Consider the following 19,309-nt stretch of genomic DNA (forward strand, 5'->3'; position numbering starts at 1 on the left):
ACATGTTGTTTGTCCATTTACCATTTACAAAATAGAAATTTATGCTAGCATCATAGTATAATACTAAATAAAAGTGGAAAGAATTCAGGCTTAACTCGTCAAAGCCTGAACTCTTTCTTCTCTTTAATCAATTAATTAGCTTCAGTTATTTAATCAACAATATTATATTTTCTAGCCTTCAAAGCAATGGTTCTGTGGGTAACACCTAAGGCTTTTCCCGCTGCGTTAAAGCTGCCATACTTGTCTAAAGCTAATTTAATGATTTCTTTTTCATATTCTTCTAATGTAGGCAGTTCTCCTTTTTTTCCCGTATTAATCAATGGGCTATCTTTAATACCATAATTATTGATATGATATATATTTGAAATGTAATGAGGGATTTCTGACAATTGTATTATATCACCTTCAGCCAAAACAATTAAAGATTCCATTAGATTTTCTAACTCTCTAACATTGCCAGGCCAGTTATATTGGTAAAAAGCTTCTTCCACCTCTTTAGATATTCCTTTTACTCCACACCCTGTCTTTGCATTTATTTTATCAATAAAATAAATGCAAAGATCATTAATATCTTCAATACGCTCTCTTAAAGAAGGTATATGAACAGAAATTACATTCAATCTATAATATAAATCTTCTCTAAATTCTTCTTTTTTGACTAACTCTTCTAAATTGCGATGGGTAGCTGCCAAAAACCTAACATCACATTTTATCGTTTCATTGCCTCCCACCCGTTCAAATTCTTTTTCTTGAAGAACTCTTAAGATTTTCACCTGCATGTCTATAGGCATGTCACCAATTTCATCTAAGAAAAGAGTGCCTCCATTTGCTTCTTCAAATTTGCCAATTTTTTTCTTAATTGCACCAGTAAATGCTCCCTGTTCATGTCCAAATAATTCTGATTCCAATAAAGCCGATGGTATAGCTCCACAATTAACTCTTATAAAGGGTTTGTTCTTTCTATTGCTGGAATAATATATTGCCTTGGCCACCAACTCTTTACCCGTGCCACTCTCACCCCTTATCAGTACTGTAGAAGGAACCTTTGAAGCTCTTTCAGCAACGAATAGAGCTTCTTTCATATTTCTGCTATTTGTAACTATTTTCTGGAAATAATTATTTACCTTAATTTCTGAAATTTCATTGGATTGATTTAAAGGAACAATTTTGCTTAAATGATTTTGCTCATTGTTAGGAAGTTTATCCGTATAAATACCAATAGCCCCTTTAAAATGATTTTCTTCATATATTGGTGAAGCCGATACATATATTTGATTCGTGTTAATACAATAGTTTAATTTTCCTTTTATTTTTTTCTTTTGCTTAAAAGCTTTAATCATAGCATCATCATTTAAAACACAAAAAATATTTTTACCTATGATAGTAGTTCTACTAACGCGAAACATTCCCTCATAAGCGGGATTAGCATATACAATTTCTCCTTCGTTATTAACAATTACTACACCTTCATCTATACAATCAAAAACACAATTGAAATCCCCATTGATTGCTTCAATAGATTCTGCTTTCTTCTTTTTATGGATACTAGTAACCTTAGCCATTACTTTTCTCCCCTTTACTTACATACTTCTAGAAGCTACAATATCTACCCCCGTGTCTACTATATTCTCTATAATGATGTCCCCTGCTTTAACTGGTGCTTCAATTTCTACAGCATCAATCTCCTTCATACATTCTCCAATTAAATGTTTTGATACGGTTCCACAAGTTTTTACTGGTAATCTACTTAAGTGAGAATTTTTAATCTTTATTGTAGATGTCAAAACTCTCGTTGGATTTATAAGTTCATTTATTCCATACACTTCACCTCTTGAACATTTATTACCCTCTACTTTGTATTTCTCTTCTGCTTCACTAATAACCTCTATCTGTAGCTTGCATCCTAAAGGACAAACAATACATACCATTTCCTTAGTTTCCATAATTTATGCCCCCCTCTTTTTGAATTTCTACTGTAATTTCTCTAATTTGTTGCTCTTTTAAGTCATGGATAGGCAATGTAACCGTTTCCATTTCCCCAGGAGTTAAGTGAATTTTTTTAATTTTCTTAATCAACTTTCCATCAGCTTTAACTACTATGTTAGTATTATGATAGATGTTGTCTACCCTCATATATAGGTTTAATGTATCTTCAACATTATTCAATCTTACTCTTTGGGGCACTATATATCGAATACCTCTTTCAGGTTTGGTATTCAACCCAACACACCCAGAACTTAATTGATTTTTCACATACTTAGCTGCACTTTTTCCAGCTCTTCTGCTTTCTTCTGTAACCCAGTCTACCAAATCATGTACATGTACAACATTGCCACAGGCAAATATACCTCCAATAGAGGTCTCCATAGATTCATTAACTACAGGTCCCCCAGTAACTTCATTTAATTCTACTTCAGCTCCTTTAGATAATTCATTTTCTGGAATCAATCCAACCGACAACAATAAGGTATCACATTCAATATATCTCTCTGTTCCAACAATGGGCTTTCTATTTTCAGCTGTCTTTGCAATGGTAATACCTTCCAATCTATCTTTCCCCTTTATATCGATAACAGTATGACTTAATAATAATGGAATATTAAAATCATCTAGACATTGTACAATGTTGCGGGTTAAACCACCTGAATAAGGCATCAATTCAACAACAGCTATTACTTCTGCTCCTTCTAAAGTCATTCTTCTTGCCATGATTAAGCCTATATCTCCTGAGCCTAGAATAACAACTTTCTTACCTACCATATATCCCTCCATATTAACGAAACGCTGTGCAGTTCCAGCAGTGAATATGCCAGCAGATCTTGAACCAGGTATATTTATAGCTCCTCTCGTTCTCTCTCTACATCCCATTGAAAGAATAATTGCCTTTGCACGGATATACATAAGACCATCTATTGCATTTATAGCTGTTAAGTCTTTGTCTTTTGTTATATTCAGCACCATTGTATCTAGCTTATACTCAATACCTAGTTCGCGTAATTCTATAATGAACCTTTCAGCATATTCAGGTCCTGTTAATTCTTCTTTAAATACGTGTAAACCAAAGCCATTGTGAATGCATTGTTGTAATATGCCGCCTAATTCTCTCTCCCTTTCAATCACCAATATATGATCTATCCCATTTTTCTTTGCTTCTATAGCCGCTGCAAGTCCTGCAGGTCCTCCACCTATTACTACAACATCATAGTCTAACATAGTATTCCCCTCCAGTTTCCTTTTCGATTTCAATTGTTAAGCTTCCTGCAATTGGACTTTTGTTTTTTTCGTAGATCCTGTTAAAATATAAGAATTTTTCCCATCCTTTACTATTTCAGTTATATCTACATTTAACTCTCTTGCAAGAATTTCCATAACCCTTGGACTGCAGAAGCCGCCTTGGCATCTTCCCGATCCAGGACGTGCCCTTCTTTTAACCCCATCAACTGTGGTGGCTCCAGCATTTCTTTTTATGATATCTACAATCTCTCCTTCAGTAATATTTTCACATCTACATATAATCCTTCCATATCGAGGATCTTTTTCTATTAACTTTGCTTTTTCCTCATCCGGTAGTTCTATAAAGTGTACAACTGGTCTACGCTTTGGATTAAAATTAATATTCTTTTCAAATTCACCAGCAATACCTTTCAATAAATTCACTACATATTCAGCAATGGCTGGGGCTGAAGATAATCCCGGGGAGTCAATGGCTGCTACATTAATAAACCCTTTTGCCTCTTTTGATTCTTCAATAATAAAATCTCCTGAGGATGTTTTGGCCCTTAAGCCTGCAAAGGAAGTAATAACATCATTGAACCTTATACTTTCTACTGTTTTCTGTGCCTTTTCTTTTATAAAACTTAGTCCTTCCATACTGCTTTCAAGAGCATCTTTTCTATCTACTGCTTCAGCACTTGGTCCCACTAAAAGGTTACCATGAACTGTAGGTAAGACAACTACACCTTTCCCATAGGATGTTGGGCATTGAAAGATAACAGTATTTACATGTTTGCCTGAATTTTTATCTAAAAGGTTATATTGGCCTCTATTTGGTATAATTTCAAAGGTAGGAGGGCTTACCATATTATGAATACTATCAGCAAATAATCCAGCTGCATTAATAACATACTTCGCCTTTATTTCTCCCTTTTCTGTAAATAGCTGATATCCCTCCTCTAATTTCTGAATATCCTTCACCTCACTATTTATCTGTAATTCCACTCCATTATCAACAGCATTTTCAGCTAAAGCAATGGCAAGTTCAAAGGGTCCAACAATTCCCCCTGTTGGTGCATATAATCCACCTACTACATCATCATTCAAATTGGGCTCCAAATGCTGCAGTTTTTCTTTATTCAAGATTTCCATATCAGGAACACCATTAATTTTGCCTTTCTCGTATAAATCTTTAATAATCTTCATTTCTTCTTCATTAAAAGCTATCACTAAAGAACCTATTCGTTTAAAAGGAACCTCTAGTTCCTTGCATAAGTTCTCATACATCCTATTACCCAAAGCATTTAATTTTCCTTTTAATGTCCCTGGTTTCGCATCATACCCTGCATGGACAATTGCACTATTTGCCTTTGTTGTCCCATTGGCAACATCGTTTTCCTTTTCTAATAAAATAATCCTCAAATTATATTTGGATAATTCTCTAGCTATATTGCTCCCTATAATACCAGCTCCAATAATAGCTACATCATACATTTTTATTCCTCCCTTTTCTCTCAAAGAAAGCATCGTTTGAATTTTTCTTAATTTTCAAAAATAAAACAAAAGCCATGCTAATCATACCTATTTCCCAATAGGTTAATTTGCATGGCTCTCCATCCCTCACCCATGATATTTAATTATGATTTACTTTTCTTAATATAAGTTTATCCTTCGGTGTATTGCTAAGACTCCCGCTTCTTCTAGATAAACAAACTAAGTGACCAACACGAAAGTTAGAAACCAAACTTTCGGTTGTCTACTTAAAGCGGGAGATCAAGCACTACATCCTCGAAGTAAATTCGGCTACAATTCAGTGGGAGTAAAAACCCCCTCTGAATTAAGTCTCATTTTATTGCTATTTGAAACAATTGTAAAGAAATATTTACCAGAATTTTCAATTAAACTGTAGCTTCAGCTACCTCTTCTTCGTCTAATTCCCATTTAAGGGCACGGTTAACTGCTTTCTTCCAGCCTTTATATAATTTTTCTTTATTTCCTTCTTCCATAGCTGGAGCAAACTGTCTCTCAACCTTCCACTTCTTAGCAATTTCTTCTTTGCTTTCCCAGAATCCAACTGCTAACCCTGCAAGGTACGCGGCACCAAGGGCTGTAGTTTCTGTTACTTCTGGTCTATCAACCTCAACACCAAGAATGTCTGACTGGAATTGCATTAAGAAATTATTGGCAACAGCTCCACCATCTACCTTTAATGTTTGTAGATCAATTCCTGAATCCTCTTGCATTGCCTCTAAAACGTCTCTTGTTTGGTATGCAATAGACTCTAGTGTCGCTCTAATAAGGTGTTCTGCCTTGGCACCTCTTGTTAAACCAACAATGGTTCCTCTAGCATACATATCCCAATAGGGAGCTCCCATACCTACAAAAGCAGGTACCATGTATACACCATTAGAATCTTCTACTTTAGTTGCAAGATACTCTGTCTCCTGTGCATCACGGATAATTTTCAACTCGTCTCTTAACCACTGAACAGAAGCTCCAGCTACAAATATGCTTCCTTCTAAAGCATATTCAACTTTGCCATCAGCACCCCATGCTAAAGTAGTTAATAAGCCGTTATTAGATGGAACAAATTTTTCTCCAGTGTTCATAAGCATAAAGCATCCTGTACCGTATGTATTTTTAGCCATACCAGGCTCAAAACATGCTTGCCCAAATAAAGCGGCCTGTTGGTCACCAGCAGCACCAGCAATTGGTATTTCTGCTGCACCAAAGGTTTGAGGGTCTGTATATCCATAAACGGTGCTAGAAGGTTTAACTTCTGGTAACATAGCTGCTGGAATATTTAGTTCAGCAAGAATTTTCTCATCCCATTTCAATTCTTTTATATTATAAAGCATTGTTCTTGAAGCATTTGAATAATCAGTTACATATACTTTCCCTCTTGTTAGATTCCAAATTAGCCATGTATCAATATTTCCGAACAATAATTCACCCTTTTCAGCTTTTTCTCTAGCTCCTTTTACATTGTCAAGGATCCATTTAACTTTTGTTCCTGAAAAATATGCATCTACCACAAGACCTGTATTGTCTCTAATATAGCCTTCTAATCCTCTAGCCTTTAATTCGTCACAGATACCTGCTGTTCTTCTACATTGCCAAACAATGGCATTATAGATAGGCTTTCCAGTCGCTTTTTCCCAAACTACAGTTGTCTCTCTCTGATTGGTAATACCAATAGCAGCTATTTCATGAGGGTTAGCACCAGTTTTTTCCAAAACTTCTCTAGCTACACCACTTTGTGAACCCCATATTTCCATTGCGTCATGCTCTACCCATCCAGCCTTTGGATATATTTGTGTAAATTCCTTTTGTGCTACACCAGCAATTTTTCCTTCATAATCAAATAATATTGCTCTTGAACTAGTTGTACCTTGATCTAAGGCTAATATATATTTCTTCAAATTAAACCCTCCTCGTATTTAGACTATGTTTTCAAATAATTAAAAGCTCTAAAAAAAATTTTTACCTTCAATGAATTTCTTACCTTCAATGACTAGTTTACTTCACTGGCTTCTTGTACTTCTTCACCTGGGACAATATATTTGCTCACTGCATTTTCATACAAAAATCCGCCAATCAAGCCCCCGATGACTGGCCCTACAATAGGCACCCAGAAGTAATTATTAGGTGCTGGTAAACCAATCCTACCCCATCCTGCTAAAGATGTAAATAATTTAGGTCCAAAATCCCTTGCAGGGTTCATAGCAAATCCTGTCAAGGCTCCAAATGAACCTCCTATAATAGCGATTGTAATACCTATTAATAATGCTCCAAATGGAGCATATTTACCTTTTGGAGCATTAACGTTCTTTGCATCTCCCAAAGCAAAAATCACCATTAATAACACTGCCGTGATAACGATTTCAACAAATAATGCATGCATATTTGATAAATAGGCTTGAGGATAGGTTGAAAAAATACCCGCCGTAGCAACACTATCTATGCTGCCTCTTATCATTCCAGTAGATGCTTCAAAAGCTGTAAAGGATTTGCTGTATAGTGCAAAAACCATCGCTGCTCCTGTAAAAGTACCTGCCGTTTGAGCAATGATATAGGGCACCACCTTTTTCCATGGAAATCCTCTAAAGGTGGCTAACGCAATTGTTACTGCTGGATTAATATGTGTCCCTGATACCGCTCCAGTAATATAAATTGCCATTGTCACTCCAAAACCCCAAATTAAAGCGATATCCCAACCATTATAGGGATTCCCTTTAAGCACTAGTGTTGCTACACAGCCAGCTCCAAAGAATAGTAAAATAAATGCCCCAATAAATTCAGATATTAGTTCCCCTTTTAAAGTTTTTTTGTTCATTGATTACCCTCCTCTTTACTTTTTTAAAATTTCATTTTTGATTATAAATTTCTTTACGTTCTCCCTCCCTTCAAATTTTCTTATACCACTGAAAAAAGATTTTGTTATAATCATAGGAACGTTTTTCTATAATTTTTTCTACATATACCAAACCTCTTTTTTGCTGGTTGAAATTGCCATTGCTCCAGCTTTCACCGATTGTATAACATCATCTTTATCTTGAATTAATCCACCAGCTACAACAGCAGTATTTGTTTTTTCATAAATAGTTTTTATAATTTTAGGCATCACTCCTGGAAGTATCTCTACTGCATCTGGCTTTACAGAATGAATAGTTTTTATAGCTGTTTCCAACGATAAAGAATCTAATATAAATAACCTTTGTATTGCAAACATATTCATATCTTTGGCAAATTTAATCAGATTACTTTTTGTAGTTATGATTCCATCTGGTTGAATATTTTCATTAATATATTTCAAAGCCATCATATCTTTGGAGAATCCCCCCATTAAGTCCAGATGTACATATACATCCTTTTCAGCAGCTTTGACCTTATGAACAATTTCCTTTAAGTTTAAAATATTGCCGTTTAACAAGAATATAATTTCCGCAGGAGATTTTATTGTCATATCCAATTTATCTAAATCATTTACTGCTGCTATAATAGGATTTTTTTCTATTTTTTCAAAGAAACGTTTTCTCACTAGCTACTCCCCCTATTTATTTTTTATTATTTGCAAAATTCGTGCCAAAATTAGAATTGGAACTTTTCTGATTCTTCTCTTGATCAACTCCTTTTCTGTAATTATTTTATTGATAAAATATATCAACATTTTGTGAAATTTATACTGTTGATTGATAAAAAGTATCAAGAATTAAGTAAAATGTTCTTAATATCCATTTTATAGAATTTAGTAGCCCAGAGAAAGATACAGAATATTATCAAAAAAACCTTGACAGTCTATGATTTTCTTATTATTATAATTATAATTAACAAATAATAAAACGTTGAATAAGAGGAGTAGTTATGCTAGAAAGTCCCAGAGAGTCGGCATTGGTGAGAGTCCGATATTGGAAAGCATAATGAATGGGCTTATGAGTGGAAACTGAATCAATCAGTAGGTGACCCGGGATTCTCCCGTTATAGAGATAGGATATCGGTAGATAGATGCCTGTATCTGAAAAAGTGGGTAAATTTACCTATTGAGGTGGCACCGCGAGAATTCGTCCTCTATGCATTCTATTGAATGTATAGAGGTTTTTTATTTGCAATAATATTGTTTGTTAAGAAAGAAAATAAGTAAGAATGAAGGGATGGGATTTAAAATGGAAAAAAATAATGGATATTTTGGAGAATTTGGAGGAGCTTTTGTTCCTGAAGCATTGAAAAAAGTTTTAGCAGAAGTGGAAGAGAACTTCTATCAGTATATTGATGATCCGGAATTTCTTCGTGAACTGCAATACTATCAAAAACAATATATTGGCAGAGAAAACCCCCTCTATTATGCTGAAAGCTTAACACAACAGATCGGAGGAGGGAAAATATATTTAAAACGAGAGGATCTAAACCATACAGGTGCTCACAAAATTAATAATGCCGTTGGACAGGTTTTATTAGCTAAGAAAATGAACAAAAAAAGAATAATTGCAGAAACTGGAGCGGGACAACATGGAGTAGCTACAGCTACGGTATGTGCTTTGATGGGTATGGATTGTATCATATACATGGGTGAAATTGATACAAAAAGACAAGAATTGAATGTGTTCCGAATGGAAATGCTGGGTGCCAAGGTTGTACCTGTAACAAGTGGTACTGCTACTTTGAAGGATGCAGTTGATGCAGCACTAGAGGATTTTGTAATGAACGCCGAAAATACCTTTTATTTATTAGGATCAGCTGTAGGCCCTCATCCTTATCCCACTATGGTACGGGAATTCCAAAGTATTATTGGCATAGAGGCACGAAGACAAATCTTAGAGGCGGAGGGAAGGCTTCCAGACTATCTTATAGCCAGTGTAGGTGGAGGAAGCAATGCCATTGGCTTATTTCATCCATTTGTAAATGATAAAGAAGTTAAAATCATAGGAGTAGAGCCTGCCGGAAGAGGGCTTGATACATCAGAACACGCGGCTTCTATTTCTAAAGGAACAGTTGGTATCATTCATGGATTTAAGTGCTATACTTTGCAGGATGAAAAGGGTGAACCACTACCAGTCCATTCTATAGCAGCCGGTCTTGATTATCCAGGGGTTGGCCCAGAGCACAGTTATTACAAGAAAATAGGCAGAGGTGAATACGTTGCTATTACTGATGATGAAGCTATGAATGCTTTTTTTCAGCTATCTAAAACTGAGGGCATTATTCCCGCCATTGAAAGTGCTCATGCTATTGCTTATGCTGCTAAACTGGCAAAAACATTGCCAAAGGATAAAATTATTATCGTGAATCTTTCTGGCAGAGGGGATAAGGATGTTAAGCAGGTGAAGGAAATGATCGAAGGTAAATATAGGAGTTTATAAATTCCTATAGACTAAAATAAGAACTAGGCTTTACATACTTTCAACGAAAGAAAATGAAAGTATTAAGGCCTAGTCCTTTTCATTTTTTTATTTGTAATCTTTTTGCATGATATCGCATATAAGACCATCAGATCCAACCTACACAAAATTTAATTGCGTAGCGTAGGGAATAGCATGCGACCATTTCTAAATTAGGTTTCTCAGTCACATATTTATATGGGTAACCAACTACAGAACTTAAGCAGATGACTGAAATCTATGATTTCATGTCAGTCACTTATACAAGGTGAAATTTTGATATACTAAGGGCTACATTTGCAGCCCATGGTTTTGAGCGAAACTGTAGACCGTGTATATCAAAAGTAGATGACCCAAATCTTTGATTTGCTGTCAGTCACTTTCACAGAGTGCAATTGAAGTTTAAAATTGGTTATCTATATGATAAGTTCTGCGAAATCTTTCCTTTGGGAATGACAAAAATAATGGTTGAGTTCTGCTTTTTTATATATACTTCTAGAGGCGATAACATCTATTCCTGTGCCTAAGATGTTTTTAATAACCACTTGCCCTACTTTTACTGGTGCCTTAACCTCTACCTCATTCATCAACTTCATTGCCTGAAATATTAGAGGTTTAGGAATAGCTCCTTTAGTTCGTACAGGAATCCTATTTAAAGCAGCATGGGTTATTTTTACTGTTGTGGTCAATACCCTAGTAGGATTCGTCATTTCCTTTATTCCATAATCTAAACCTCTAGGGCATTTGTTTCCTTCAACTGCAAACCCTGCTTCACTAGCATTATCTTTAGTTACCTTTAGCTTGCATCCTAAAGGGCATACGATACACACCATATCTTTAGCTTCCACCATCATTCCTCTCCCTTCACAATTCCTACTGATATTTCATCATAATCCCCTAAAGATAATTCCTTTAATGTTACCTTAATGGTTTCCATTTCTCCAGGAGTAGCATGCTTTCGCTTTATCTCTTTTATTACTTCTCCATTACCTCTTACAACTAATTTTACATTTCTGTAAATATTATCCACTCGCATCATTAATTCAATTGATTCTGCTATATTTTCTATCTTTAGTAGATGTGGAACCACGTAACGTACTCCATTGGTACCCTTCAATTTTATAGTTTTTCCTTTACTAGTTAACTTTCCTTTTATATATTGGGCAGCACTTCTACCAGCCCTTTTACTTTCTTCTGTAACCCAGTCTACTAAGTCGTGGACATGAACCACATTACCACAGGCAAAAATTCCTTCTATGGAAGTTTCCATAGATTCATTGACGATTGGTCCTCCAGTAACTTTATCCAACGCTATACCAGCAGACTTCGAAAGCTCATTTTCTGGAATTAGTCCAACGGATAGCAACAAGGTATCACATTCAAACCTTTTTTCTGTCCCCTGTATTGCTTTAAATCCTTCATCTACTTGGGCAATGGTTACAGCTTCTACTCGATCATGTCCTTCTATATCTACCACTGTGTGATTTAGAAGAAGGGGAATGTTAAAATCCTCCAAGCATTGAACGATGTTTCTTGTTAATCCGCCAGAAAAGGGCATTAGCTCTGCTACAGCCAGTACTTCAGCTCCTTCTAAAGTAAGTCGTCTCGCCATGATCAGACCAATATCTCCTGAACCAAGTATTACTACTCTTTTTCCAATCATATAGCCTTCCATATTCACAAAGCGCTGAGCCGTTCCAGCTGTTAAAACTCCCGCTGGTCGAGTGCCAGGAATTCTAATAGCCCCTCTAGTTCTTTCTCGGCAACCCATTGCTAGTATCACTGCCTTAGCTTGTATATGAATGATTCCATCGATTGTATTCATAGCAGTAATCTGTCTATTGTCAGTAACCTCAAGTACCATTGTATCTAGTTTATATTCAATTCCCATCGTTATAAGCTCTTGAATAAATTTTTCTGCATATTCTGGACCCGTTAGCTCCTCTTTAAAGACATGGAGTCCAAAGCCATTATGAATACATTGCTGTAGAATTCCACCTAATTCTCTATCACGTTCTATTACTAATATATTTTTAGCTCCATTTTTCCGTGCCTCAATGGCAGCCGCTAGCCCCGCTGGACCTCCACCGATCACCACGATCTCATAGTTAAACACAATATTTCCTCCTACCCTTTGCTAAAATATTATCTAAATTAACGAAAGTATATGGATATTCGCTTATAAATTTTAATATAGTAAGGACTACATTTGCAGTCCTTGGCTATGCTTTTGCGCCAAGGGCGAAACCGTAGACCGTGTATATTAAAATTTAAGTATAAAGACATATATCTATATCACTTCGTTTTCCCTGTTAATATATAAGAATCTTCACTATCCTTCACAACCTCAGTAATATCTATTCCCAACTCTCTAGCAATAATCTCCATTACTCTTGGAGCACATAACCCCCCTTGGCATCTTCCTGAACCTGGTCTCGCCCTTCTTTTTACTCCGTCTAAGGTTCTTGCTCCAACCTTTCTTTTAATTACATCTATAATTTCTCCTTCAGTAATTTGTTCACAGCGACAAATAATTCTTCCATACCTAGGATCTTCTTGAATAAGCTTTGCTTTTTCAGTATCAGATAATTCCATAAAATGTATATTAGGTCTTCTGTTAGGATTGAAGTCTGCTCTTTTTTGCATATTACCTAATTTGTTTTTTATTAGCTCTACTACATACTCCGCAATAGCTGGAGCTGCTGTAAGGCCTGGAGAATCAATCGCCGCCACATTCAAAAGCCCTGAAGATTCCTGTGATTCCTCAACAATAAAATCCTCGCCTTCAGTCTTTGCCCTTAATCCTGTAAAGGAGGTAACAACATGACCAAAACTCATTTGGCTATTACTAAAGATCCTATTCTTTTGAAGGGCACCTGGAGTTCCTTACAGACTACTTCGTACATTTCATTTCCTCTTACATTTAGTTTAGCCTTTAATGTTCCTTCTGCCGCATCATACCCCGCGTGAACAATAGCACTATTGGCCTTTGTGGTTCTATTGGCAACATCATTATCCTTCTCAATTATTACCACCCTCAATTGATATTTTGAAAGTTCTCTGGCAATAAAAGTGCCTGTTATACCTGCTCCAATAACTGCAATATCAAACATTGCTATTCCTCCCTTTATGAAAAAACATCTATAGATAACCAACCATAGATCTTAATAAATAATACTAAGTGAGTGTATTTGCAGACAGTGGCTATAACTCCCACCGAACGGAGATGTTAAATCCGTAAGAAATTTGTGTGTTTGAGCGTAGCGAGTTCGCAAATTTCAGGATTTGACATCGGGGTGAGTTGTAGGAGTTATCCACTGGCGAAACCACAGGAACGTGTATTATTTATTAAGGTTTAAAATTGGTTATCTATATAGACATACGCTCATAAATCTTAATTTTAATACACTAAGGGCCTATATTTGCTAGTCTGTGGCTACATCTTTTAGCCGCGGGCGTGCATATTAAAATTAAAATCTAATAGCGCATATTTATATCTCCAGAAAAAAAGAGCCGTGTAAACCACAACCTATTTATTCAATAGATTTAGTTCCACGGCTCTCCTAGTCTCAGCCAAATATATTCACTTAATGGTCTTTCTCTACAACTCCCATAATTCCTTTTTTCCTGTTGATGCTCCTAAAGCTCCTGCCTTTAATGCTTCTACAATATCCTGTTTACTACTTATCAACCCTCCTGCAATCACAGGAGTAGACAACTGTCTAGTAATTCGTCTAATCACCCCAGGCATCACTCCAGGCATAATTTCAATCATATCCGGTTGTATAGATTTTACACTTTTTATTGTCATGTCATAGGATTTATTATCTATCAAAAAAAACCTTTGAATAGTGAACATTCCTTTTTCCTTTGCAAGCTTAATATGACTACTCTTGGTGCTAATCACACCGTCTGGTTTGATCACTTGGATGATATAATCAATGGCTTTGGCATCTTTTCCTATGCCTTCTAAAAAATCTATATGAATTAAAACGCTTTTATTTGCATCCTTTATTTTATCAACAAGCATTTTTACATTAAAAATGTCCGCACATAGCAAAAAAATAGTTGTTACATCAGAGATAATGGCATTCTCCACATCTCCTTCGTTTTGAACAGCCGCAATAATTGGATTCGTTTCTACTCTCTCAATTACTATTTGATTCATAACATCAATCCTTTATAAGTTATTTCTTAATTCCTACGTTGTTTGAGTAAAATATTCCAGATTATTGAAGGAACTACTGCAAGAGTCTCTTTAATTAAACATCATATCACAAAATTTCACTTTTTAAAAGGAACTATAGATAACCAATTTTAAACTATAATCCTCCCCTTTAAAAATGGACAATCATCTAAAAAGGGTACAAAAAAATCAACAATAAAATAACACTTTTAATAACCGCGTTACTTTTTGTTGACACTCCAATTCTCCTGTCAATAATAATATTATTAACTTTTTAATAATGATTGCTTCTAAATCACTAGTTATTAGGTAGAATAGGTAGAATAAGTTAAATATTCTAACATTTATAGTTTACATCTTAACATATGTCCCTTCCTTTGTAAAGTATTTTCTGCCTCTCAATAATAATACCCCCATACAACATTGCTGTTACATGAGGGCCATAGAATTAAGCTAGCTTCTCACTTTCATTCTTCAATGCATTATTCCACTTACCACATTTATCTCCCCAACGGGCCATGATTCTGCCATCTTGAACAATCTCTAGAACTTCACACATATTCGAGCAGTCCTGACATTCGATTCCCTTTACGTTATAGCCTGAATTAATAATTTCAAATCCATTAAATTTCGTCTGAGGATTTTTAACAACATTCTCCTTTGCCAATAAACAGCAACCTATAGCTCCCATCACTTCATGGTGAGGTGGCACAAATACTTCTAATCCTAAAGCCTCTTCAAAGGATTTTTTAATCCCTACATTAGCTGCCACACCCCCTTGAAAAACAATGGGACCGACGATTTCTTTACCTTTAGCAAGGTTGTTTAGAAAGTTTCTCACTAAAGCATCACAAAGACCTTTTATGATATCTTCTTGATTATGTCCTAGTTGTTGTTTATGAATCATATCAGATTCTGCGAAAACAGCACATCTGCCTGCAATTCTTACAGGATTTTGAGATTGTAGTGCCATTTCACCAAAATTTTCAATTTCTATCCCCAACCTTGCTGCCTGTCGGTCTAGAAAGGAGCCTGTTCCAGCTGCACATACGGTATTCATGGCAAAATCACTAATAATATTATCTCTTAATAAGATAATCTTTGAATCCTGTCCACCTATTTCTATAATGGTTTTTACCCCATCCACAAAGTTTAAAGCTGCAACACCATGGGCAGTTATTTCATTTTTCACAACATCTCCCCCTACAATCATGGAGGCTAAATGCCTACCACTCCCGGTGGTTCCTACTCCCTTCACTTTAATCTCTTCTTCTATGTTAGATTTTATCTCCTTTAATCCTCTTTGTATCGCATCAATAGGTTTTCCTTGGGTTTTTGTATATATTTTGTCAATAATTTCATTATTTTCATCCATTAGTACGATATTCGTACTAACAGAACCAACATCAATGCCTAGATAACAGTTCTTCACTTTCCTGTCTCTCCTTTCTTCGTCTTAGAAGATCTATAAAGGCTTCTAGCCTAGTGGTATACCCTGCTTCTCCTGTCATCTCATCAACAATGAGGCAGAGGTAAGGTATATTATAATCCTGCTCTACCGTAGGCAATATACTTTGTGCAACAATTTCTGGCATGCAGGTTAAAGGATAGATTTGTATTACTCCATCAAATCCTCTCTCTGCATATTCAACAGTATAGCCTATGGTTTCTCTAGCATGACCACCAATCATGGTCTTTAAATAGGGCTTTGCTGCTTTATGAATTTTTCCTTCACTGGTTAACTTAAGGGGACTTAAAAATAGATGCTCTGTAAGCCATCGGCTCACTTCTAAAGATTTTTCTATTTCTACTCCCATTTCACCTAACTTTCTCTCAACGTTCAAATTAACAAAGGGTTCTATAATCGTATAGATTTCTCCAACAATACCTACCTTCAATACTTCTCTAGTAGGATCTTCTTCTATATTCATAATCTGTTGTTTTATTTCTTCTATTAATCGAGAAGTTTCTTTATAACAACAGGTGTTTCTTACTTCTTTATGGAATTTATCATAGTAAAAATCTACTTTTCCTATTTCCCTCTGTCTCGGTCTTTTATAATGAGCTGCCTTATCAAGTGCATCCACCTGATATAAAATCTGTACACCTCGCCTTAATGCTTTTCCTATTTTATAAGGATTTGAAGTTTGAGCTAACTTAAATATTCTGCTAATAAAGGTTCTATAATCTCCTTGAGGTGGATCAAATAAAATAAACTCCATTTCATGCCCTAATTCCCTTAATATTTCCTTTTCTAAAACAGAATAATAGCCGAACCTACAGGGACCGCAGCTGCCAGAAAAAACAACCGTATCAGCTCCCGCCTTAGCACTTTCCACAAGATTGCCTATATTCACTTTGAGCGGTAGGCAGATAGACTCTGGAGAATATTTCGTGCCTATTTCTAAAGTATCTTGACTGCATTGAGGAGGAATGACGATGTCTACCCCTAACTCCTCTAACAATACCTTTGCTGCAACATATTGGTTACCCATGTGTGGAAAGGTTGCTTTCATTTCTCTTCCTCCATTCAATCATGTCAATAAATGCTTCTAAGCGTGTGTTAACCCCCGCTTCCCCAGTATGTTCATCTACTGTGATCAATAGAAAAGGCATCCCTCCACGCTTCCTTGTCTTTCTCTCTACTAATTCCTCAATAATGGAATCAATACCACAGCCAAAGGAAGATAAGTAAACAATGCCATCAATATTTTTAGCATCTGTAAAATACATAGCTGTCCCCAAAAGTTTTCTTCCATAACTCCAAAACATTTTTTTCTCAAGGGTTTCAGCATATTCATTAATCTTACGATAGTCCACCATTTCTGGTGTTATTACATGTATATTCTGTTCTTTCAATTTATTAATTAAGCCCATTGATCCGTAATTGTCATATATATTATAAGAATGTCCCATAACAGCAATTGTTATGGAAGATTTTTTTTCATCCCTACTAGAAAAGTCTCCATTAATTGGATAGTTTCCTGCTTTAATCTTCAATTTGTAATCATGATAACTCTCCAATGCTTTTTTATAAGCTCTTCGAATAGTAATAGGATTCTTTGTAACATAGCTGCCGAAGCTATAGACTGTTCTCATTAAGCTTTTTCTGGAACGGTTGAAATTTACTTCTGTATCAATGATAGGTGGCAATCCTTTGATAGAATGAGTAACCATTTCTGGCAGTCCGCAAAACTTAGGACAAATATATTCCTTCTCATAAACACTCATGATTTTCGGCAAAAATATAAAATCTGCCTTATCCTTTAAGTCTAATACATGGCCATGAAATATTTTCACTGGCAAACAGGCTTCGTCTACTGTGTTTTTCACACCTTCATCTAATATTTTTTTATTAGTAGGGTTCGACAAAACCACTTCTGCTCCCAGCTCTTCATAAAAGCTTTTCCATAGAGGATAATAATCATAAAACCACAATCCTCTTGGTATGCCAATTTTAATCGCCATAGTATTCCTCCCTTCAACATCTGTATATTATGTACAAAACAATTTAATACTATACTTGCTTAAGTTAGAGGGATAATGAATCGCCCAGCTAATTCCTTCATTCTTTGTGAGATAGGAGGGTTCTCATAGTCCTCTAAAGTAACCTCTATGCTTTTATCTATGTAGTTTTGAAACTCTTTTAACATTTCCTTACATAATACTTCATCATAAATTATTGCATTCAGCTCATAATCAAGGTATAGGCTTCTTGTGTTGAGATTTGCGGAACCAACAGATAAGATTTTATCATCTATTAAAACAGCTTTAGCATGTAAAAATCCGTTATCGTATTGATAGATCTTCACCTTACTTTTAAGCAATTTTTCAAAAAAAGAGGCATTTGCCCATCCTACAATAAAGTAATCTGGCTTTCTGGGAACAACAATATTTACATCTACACCTCTTAAGGCGGCGGTCTCTAAGGCCTTTAGCATACTATCGCCTAAAATCAGGTAAGGCGTGGCAATATAAATTTTTTCTTTAGCGGCAATAATCATAGAAAAATAAACTTGGCTTATTTCATTCCAATGGGTATCGTATCCACTGGTTACCATCTGTATCGGTAGTGTTTCCTGTAGCTTAACGGGTGAAAAGTATTTTTCATCTATTATTTTTTCTTTAGTGACATAGTACCAATCAGCTAAAAATATTTTTTGCATCCAATGAGCGCCTTCTCCTTCAATCTTTAAACCAATATCCTCCCAATTACCGATAGCTTTATCTCTACCTAAATATTCATCTCCTAGATTAATACCGCCTGTGAAGGCTGTTTTGCCATCAACGATCACCATTTTCCTATGGTTACGATGGTTCAATTTTCCCTTTAGAATTGAATCGACTACGTTATCATAAGCGAAAATTTCTGCTCCAGCTCTCCTTAAATCCTTTATGAAGTCAAGCCCTAATTCACGACTTCCTAGCCCATCATAAATTAGTCGTATTTCAAGACCTTCATTAGCCTTTTTCATTAATAATTCTTTGAATTTTTTTCCTATATGATCATCTCTAACAATGAAAAATTCAATATGAATATGGCTTTCTGCCTGACTTATGGCTTCAATCATCTCATCAAAGATTTTCTCGATATCATTCATTAGAGCCGCTCGATTATAATAGGTCAAAGGTATTCCTGTGTTTGCTTCTATTAATGTGGCTACTCCCTCCTGTTCAGATTGCAGGTTTGTATCCTCATACTCTCTCTCTTTAGTAATCTTCATTAAATCATCTAAGTAATGGCTTCTGTTTTCTTGGTAATTATTTAGTAGTTTTGCATTTTTCCAAATTTTTATAAAGGTAAATCCTATGATAACAAAGACAATAAGTAACCCGTAACTGATGATTTTTATCAGAAGCGGGTTTTCTATAAATTTATACATTAGTAAGGCTATGGCTAAAATAGCAGTAATTCCTAATACATAAGGATATACGCCAAGAATAACAGGCTCTGGTATAATGACAAACAAATTATAATAAACAACTGCTAAAAATAATATCCATGTAACTACAATGAAAAATTTTATCATGTCAC

The 19,309-nt window shown here is 35.4% G+C and carries 17 protein-coding genes and 1 other annotated feature; of the genes, 1 reads left to right on the plus strand and 16 read right to left on the minus strand.

Annotated features, from left to right (window positions below; translation table 11 throughout):
- Positions 1-149: 149 nt before the first annotated feature.
- The 7 genes from CHB72_RS03425 to CHB72_RS03455 form a co-directional block, all read right to left on the minus strand.
- Entirely contained in the window at positions 150-1,562 is a 1,413-nt protein-coding gene (locus CHB72_RS03425) for a sigma-54 interaction domain-containing protein (protein ID WP_089281468.1), read from the minus strand.
- 18 nt (positions 1,563-1,580) lie between these two features.
- The gene (locus tag CHB72_RS03430) at positions 1,581-1,943 is read right to left on the minus strand and encodes a DUF1667 domain-containing protein (protein ID WP_089281469.1); all 363 of its coding nucleotides are present in this window, start codon (positions 1,941-1,943) and stop codon (positions 1,581-1,583) included.
- Positions 1,933-3,213 carry an NAD(P)/FAD-dependent oxidoreductase gene (locus CHB72_RS03435; RefSeq protein ID WP_089281470.1) on the minus strand — a complete coding sequence of 427 codons (1,281 nt, stop codon included), beginning with the start codon at positions 3,211-3,213 and terminating at the stop codon, positions 1,933-1,935. The genes CHB72_RS03430 and CHB72_RS03435 overlap by 11 nt, the downstream gene beginning before the upstream one ends.
- A 36-nt stretch (positions 3,214-3,249) precedes the next feature.
- Positions 3,250-4,707 carry an NAD(P)/FAD-dependent oxidoreductase gene (locus CHB72_RS03440; protein ID WP_089281471.1) on the minus strand — a complete coding sequence of 486 codons (1,458 nt, stop codon included), beginning with the start codon at positions 4,705-4,707 and terminating at the stop codon, positions 3,250-3,252.
- Positions 4,708-5,111: 404 nt separating this feature from the next.
- Positions 5,112-6,635 (minus strand): glycerol kinase GlpK, encoded by a 1,524-nt coding sequence (gene glpK, locus CHB72_RS03445; protein ID WP_089281472.1) that lies wholly within the window; start codon positions 6,633-6,635, stop codon positions 5,112-5,114.
- A 92-nt stretch (positions 6,636-6,727) separates the two neighbouring features.
- A complete protein-coding gene (locus CHB72_RS03450; RefSeq protein ID WP_089281473.1) occupies positions 6,728-7,549 on the minus strand; it encodes an MIP/aquaporin family protein in 822 nt (273 codons plus the stop codon).
- A gap of 138 nt (positions 7,550-7,687) precedes the next feature.
- Complete coding sequence (locus CHB72_RS03455) at positions 7,688-8,254, minus strand: glycerol-3-phosphate responsive antiterminator (RefSeq protein WP_089281474.1); 567 nt, start codon at positions 8,252-8,254, stop codon at positions 7,688-7,690.
- Positions 8,255-8,549: 295 nt separating this feature from the next.
- Positions 8,550-8,785 (plus strand) — a binding site (T-box leader).
- 91 nt (positions 8,786-8,876) lie between these two features.
- Here CHB72_RS03455 and trpB point away from each other — a divergent pair.
- Positions 8,877-10,070, plus strand: coding sequence for a tryptophan synthase subunit beta (trpB, locus tag CHB72_RS03460; protein WP_089281475.1), 1,194 nt, complete (start codon positions 8,877-8,879; stop codon positions 10,068-10,070).
- 434 nt (positions 10,071-10,504) lie between these two features.
- On the opposite strand, the gene CHB72_RS03465 is transcribed toward trpB, so the two are convergent.
- From CHB72_RS03465 to cls, 9 genes are all read right to left on the minus strand, one after another.
- Positions 10,505-10,942 carry a DUF1667 domain-containing protein gene (locus CHB72_RS03465; protein WP_089281476.1) on the minus strand — a complete coding sequence of 146 codons (438 nt, stop codon included), beginning with the start codon at positions 10,940-10,942 and terminating at the stop codon, positions 10,505-10,507.
- Positions 10,939-12,204 (minus strand): NAD(P)/FAD-dependent oxidoreductase, encoded by a 1,266-nt coding sequence (locus tag CHB72_RS03470; protein ID WP_089281477.1) that lies wholly within the window; start codon positions 12,202-12,204, stop codon positions 10,939-10,941. The genes CHB72_RS03465 and CHB72_RS03470 overlap by 4 nt, the downstream gene beginning before the upstream one ends.
- 179 nt (positions 12,205-12,383) lie before the next feature.
- Positions 12,384-12,926, minus strand: coding sequence for a (2Fe-2S)-binding protein (locus CHB72_RS03475; RefSeq protein WP_330396968.1), 543 nt, complete (start codon positions 12,924-12,926; stop codon positions 12,384-12,386).
- On the minus strand, positions 12,923-13,201 hold the full coding sequence (locus tag CHB72_RS27945) for an NAD(P)/FAD-dependent oxidoreductase (RefSeq protein ID WP_330396969.1): 279 nt from the start codon (positions 13,199-13,201) through the stop codon (positions 12,923-12,925). The genes CHB72_RS03475 and CHB72_RS27945 overlap by 4 nt, the downstream gene beginning before the upstream one ends.
- Positions 13,202-13,689: 488 nt before the next feature.
- Positions 13,690-14,256 (minus strand): glycerol-3-phosphate responsive antiterminator, encoded by a 567-nt coding sequence (locus CHB72_RS03480; RefSeq protein WP_089281478.1) that lies wholly within the window; start codon positions 14,254-14,256, stop codon positions 13,690-13,692.
- 466 nt (positions 14,257-14,722) lie between these two features.
- Entirely contained in the window at positions 14,723-15,706 is a 984-nt protein-coding gene (locus CHB72_RS03485; protein WP_089281479.1) for an acyl-CoA dehydratase activase, read from the minus strand.
- The gene (locus CHB72_RS03490; protein WP_089281480.1) at positions 15,681-16,790 is read right to left on the minus strand and encodes a 2-hydroxyacyl-CoA dehydratase; all 1,110 of its coding nucleotides are present in this window, start codon (positions 16,788-16,790) and stop codon (positions 15,681-15,683) included. The genes CHB72_RS03485 and CHB72_RS03490 overlap by 26 nt, the downstream gene beginning before the upstream one ends.
- Positions 16,762-17,742: an acyl-CoA dehydratase activase-related protein gene (locus CHB72_RS03495; RefSeq protein WP_089281481.1), complete on the minus strand. Its 981-nt coding sequence runs from the start codon at positions 17,740-17,742 to the stop codon at positions 16,762-16,764. Before CHB72_RS03495 ends, CHB72_RS03490 begins: the two co-directional genes overlap by 29 nt.
- 59 nt (positions 17,743-17,801) lie before the next feature.
- On the minus strand, positions 17,802-19,304 hold the full coding sequence (cls, locus tag CHB72_RS03500) for a cardiolipin synthase (protein WP_176431172.1): 1,503 nt from the start codon (positions 19,302-19,304) through the stop codon (positions 17,802-17,804).
- Positions 19,305-19,309: the final 5 nt, after the last annotated feature.

It is taken from the genome of Anaerovirgula multivorans (assembly GCF_900188145.1).
Lineage (GTDB): Bacteria > Bacillota > Clostridia > Peptostreptococcales > Natronincolaceae > Anaerovirgula > Anaerovirgula multivorans.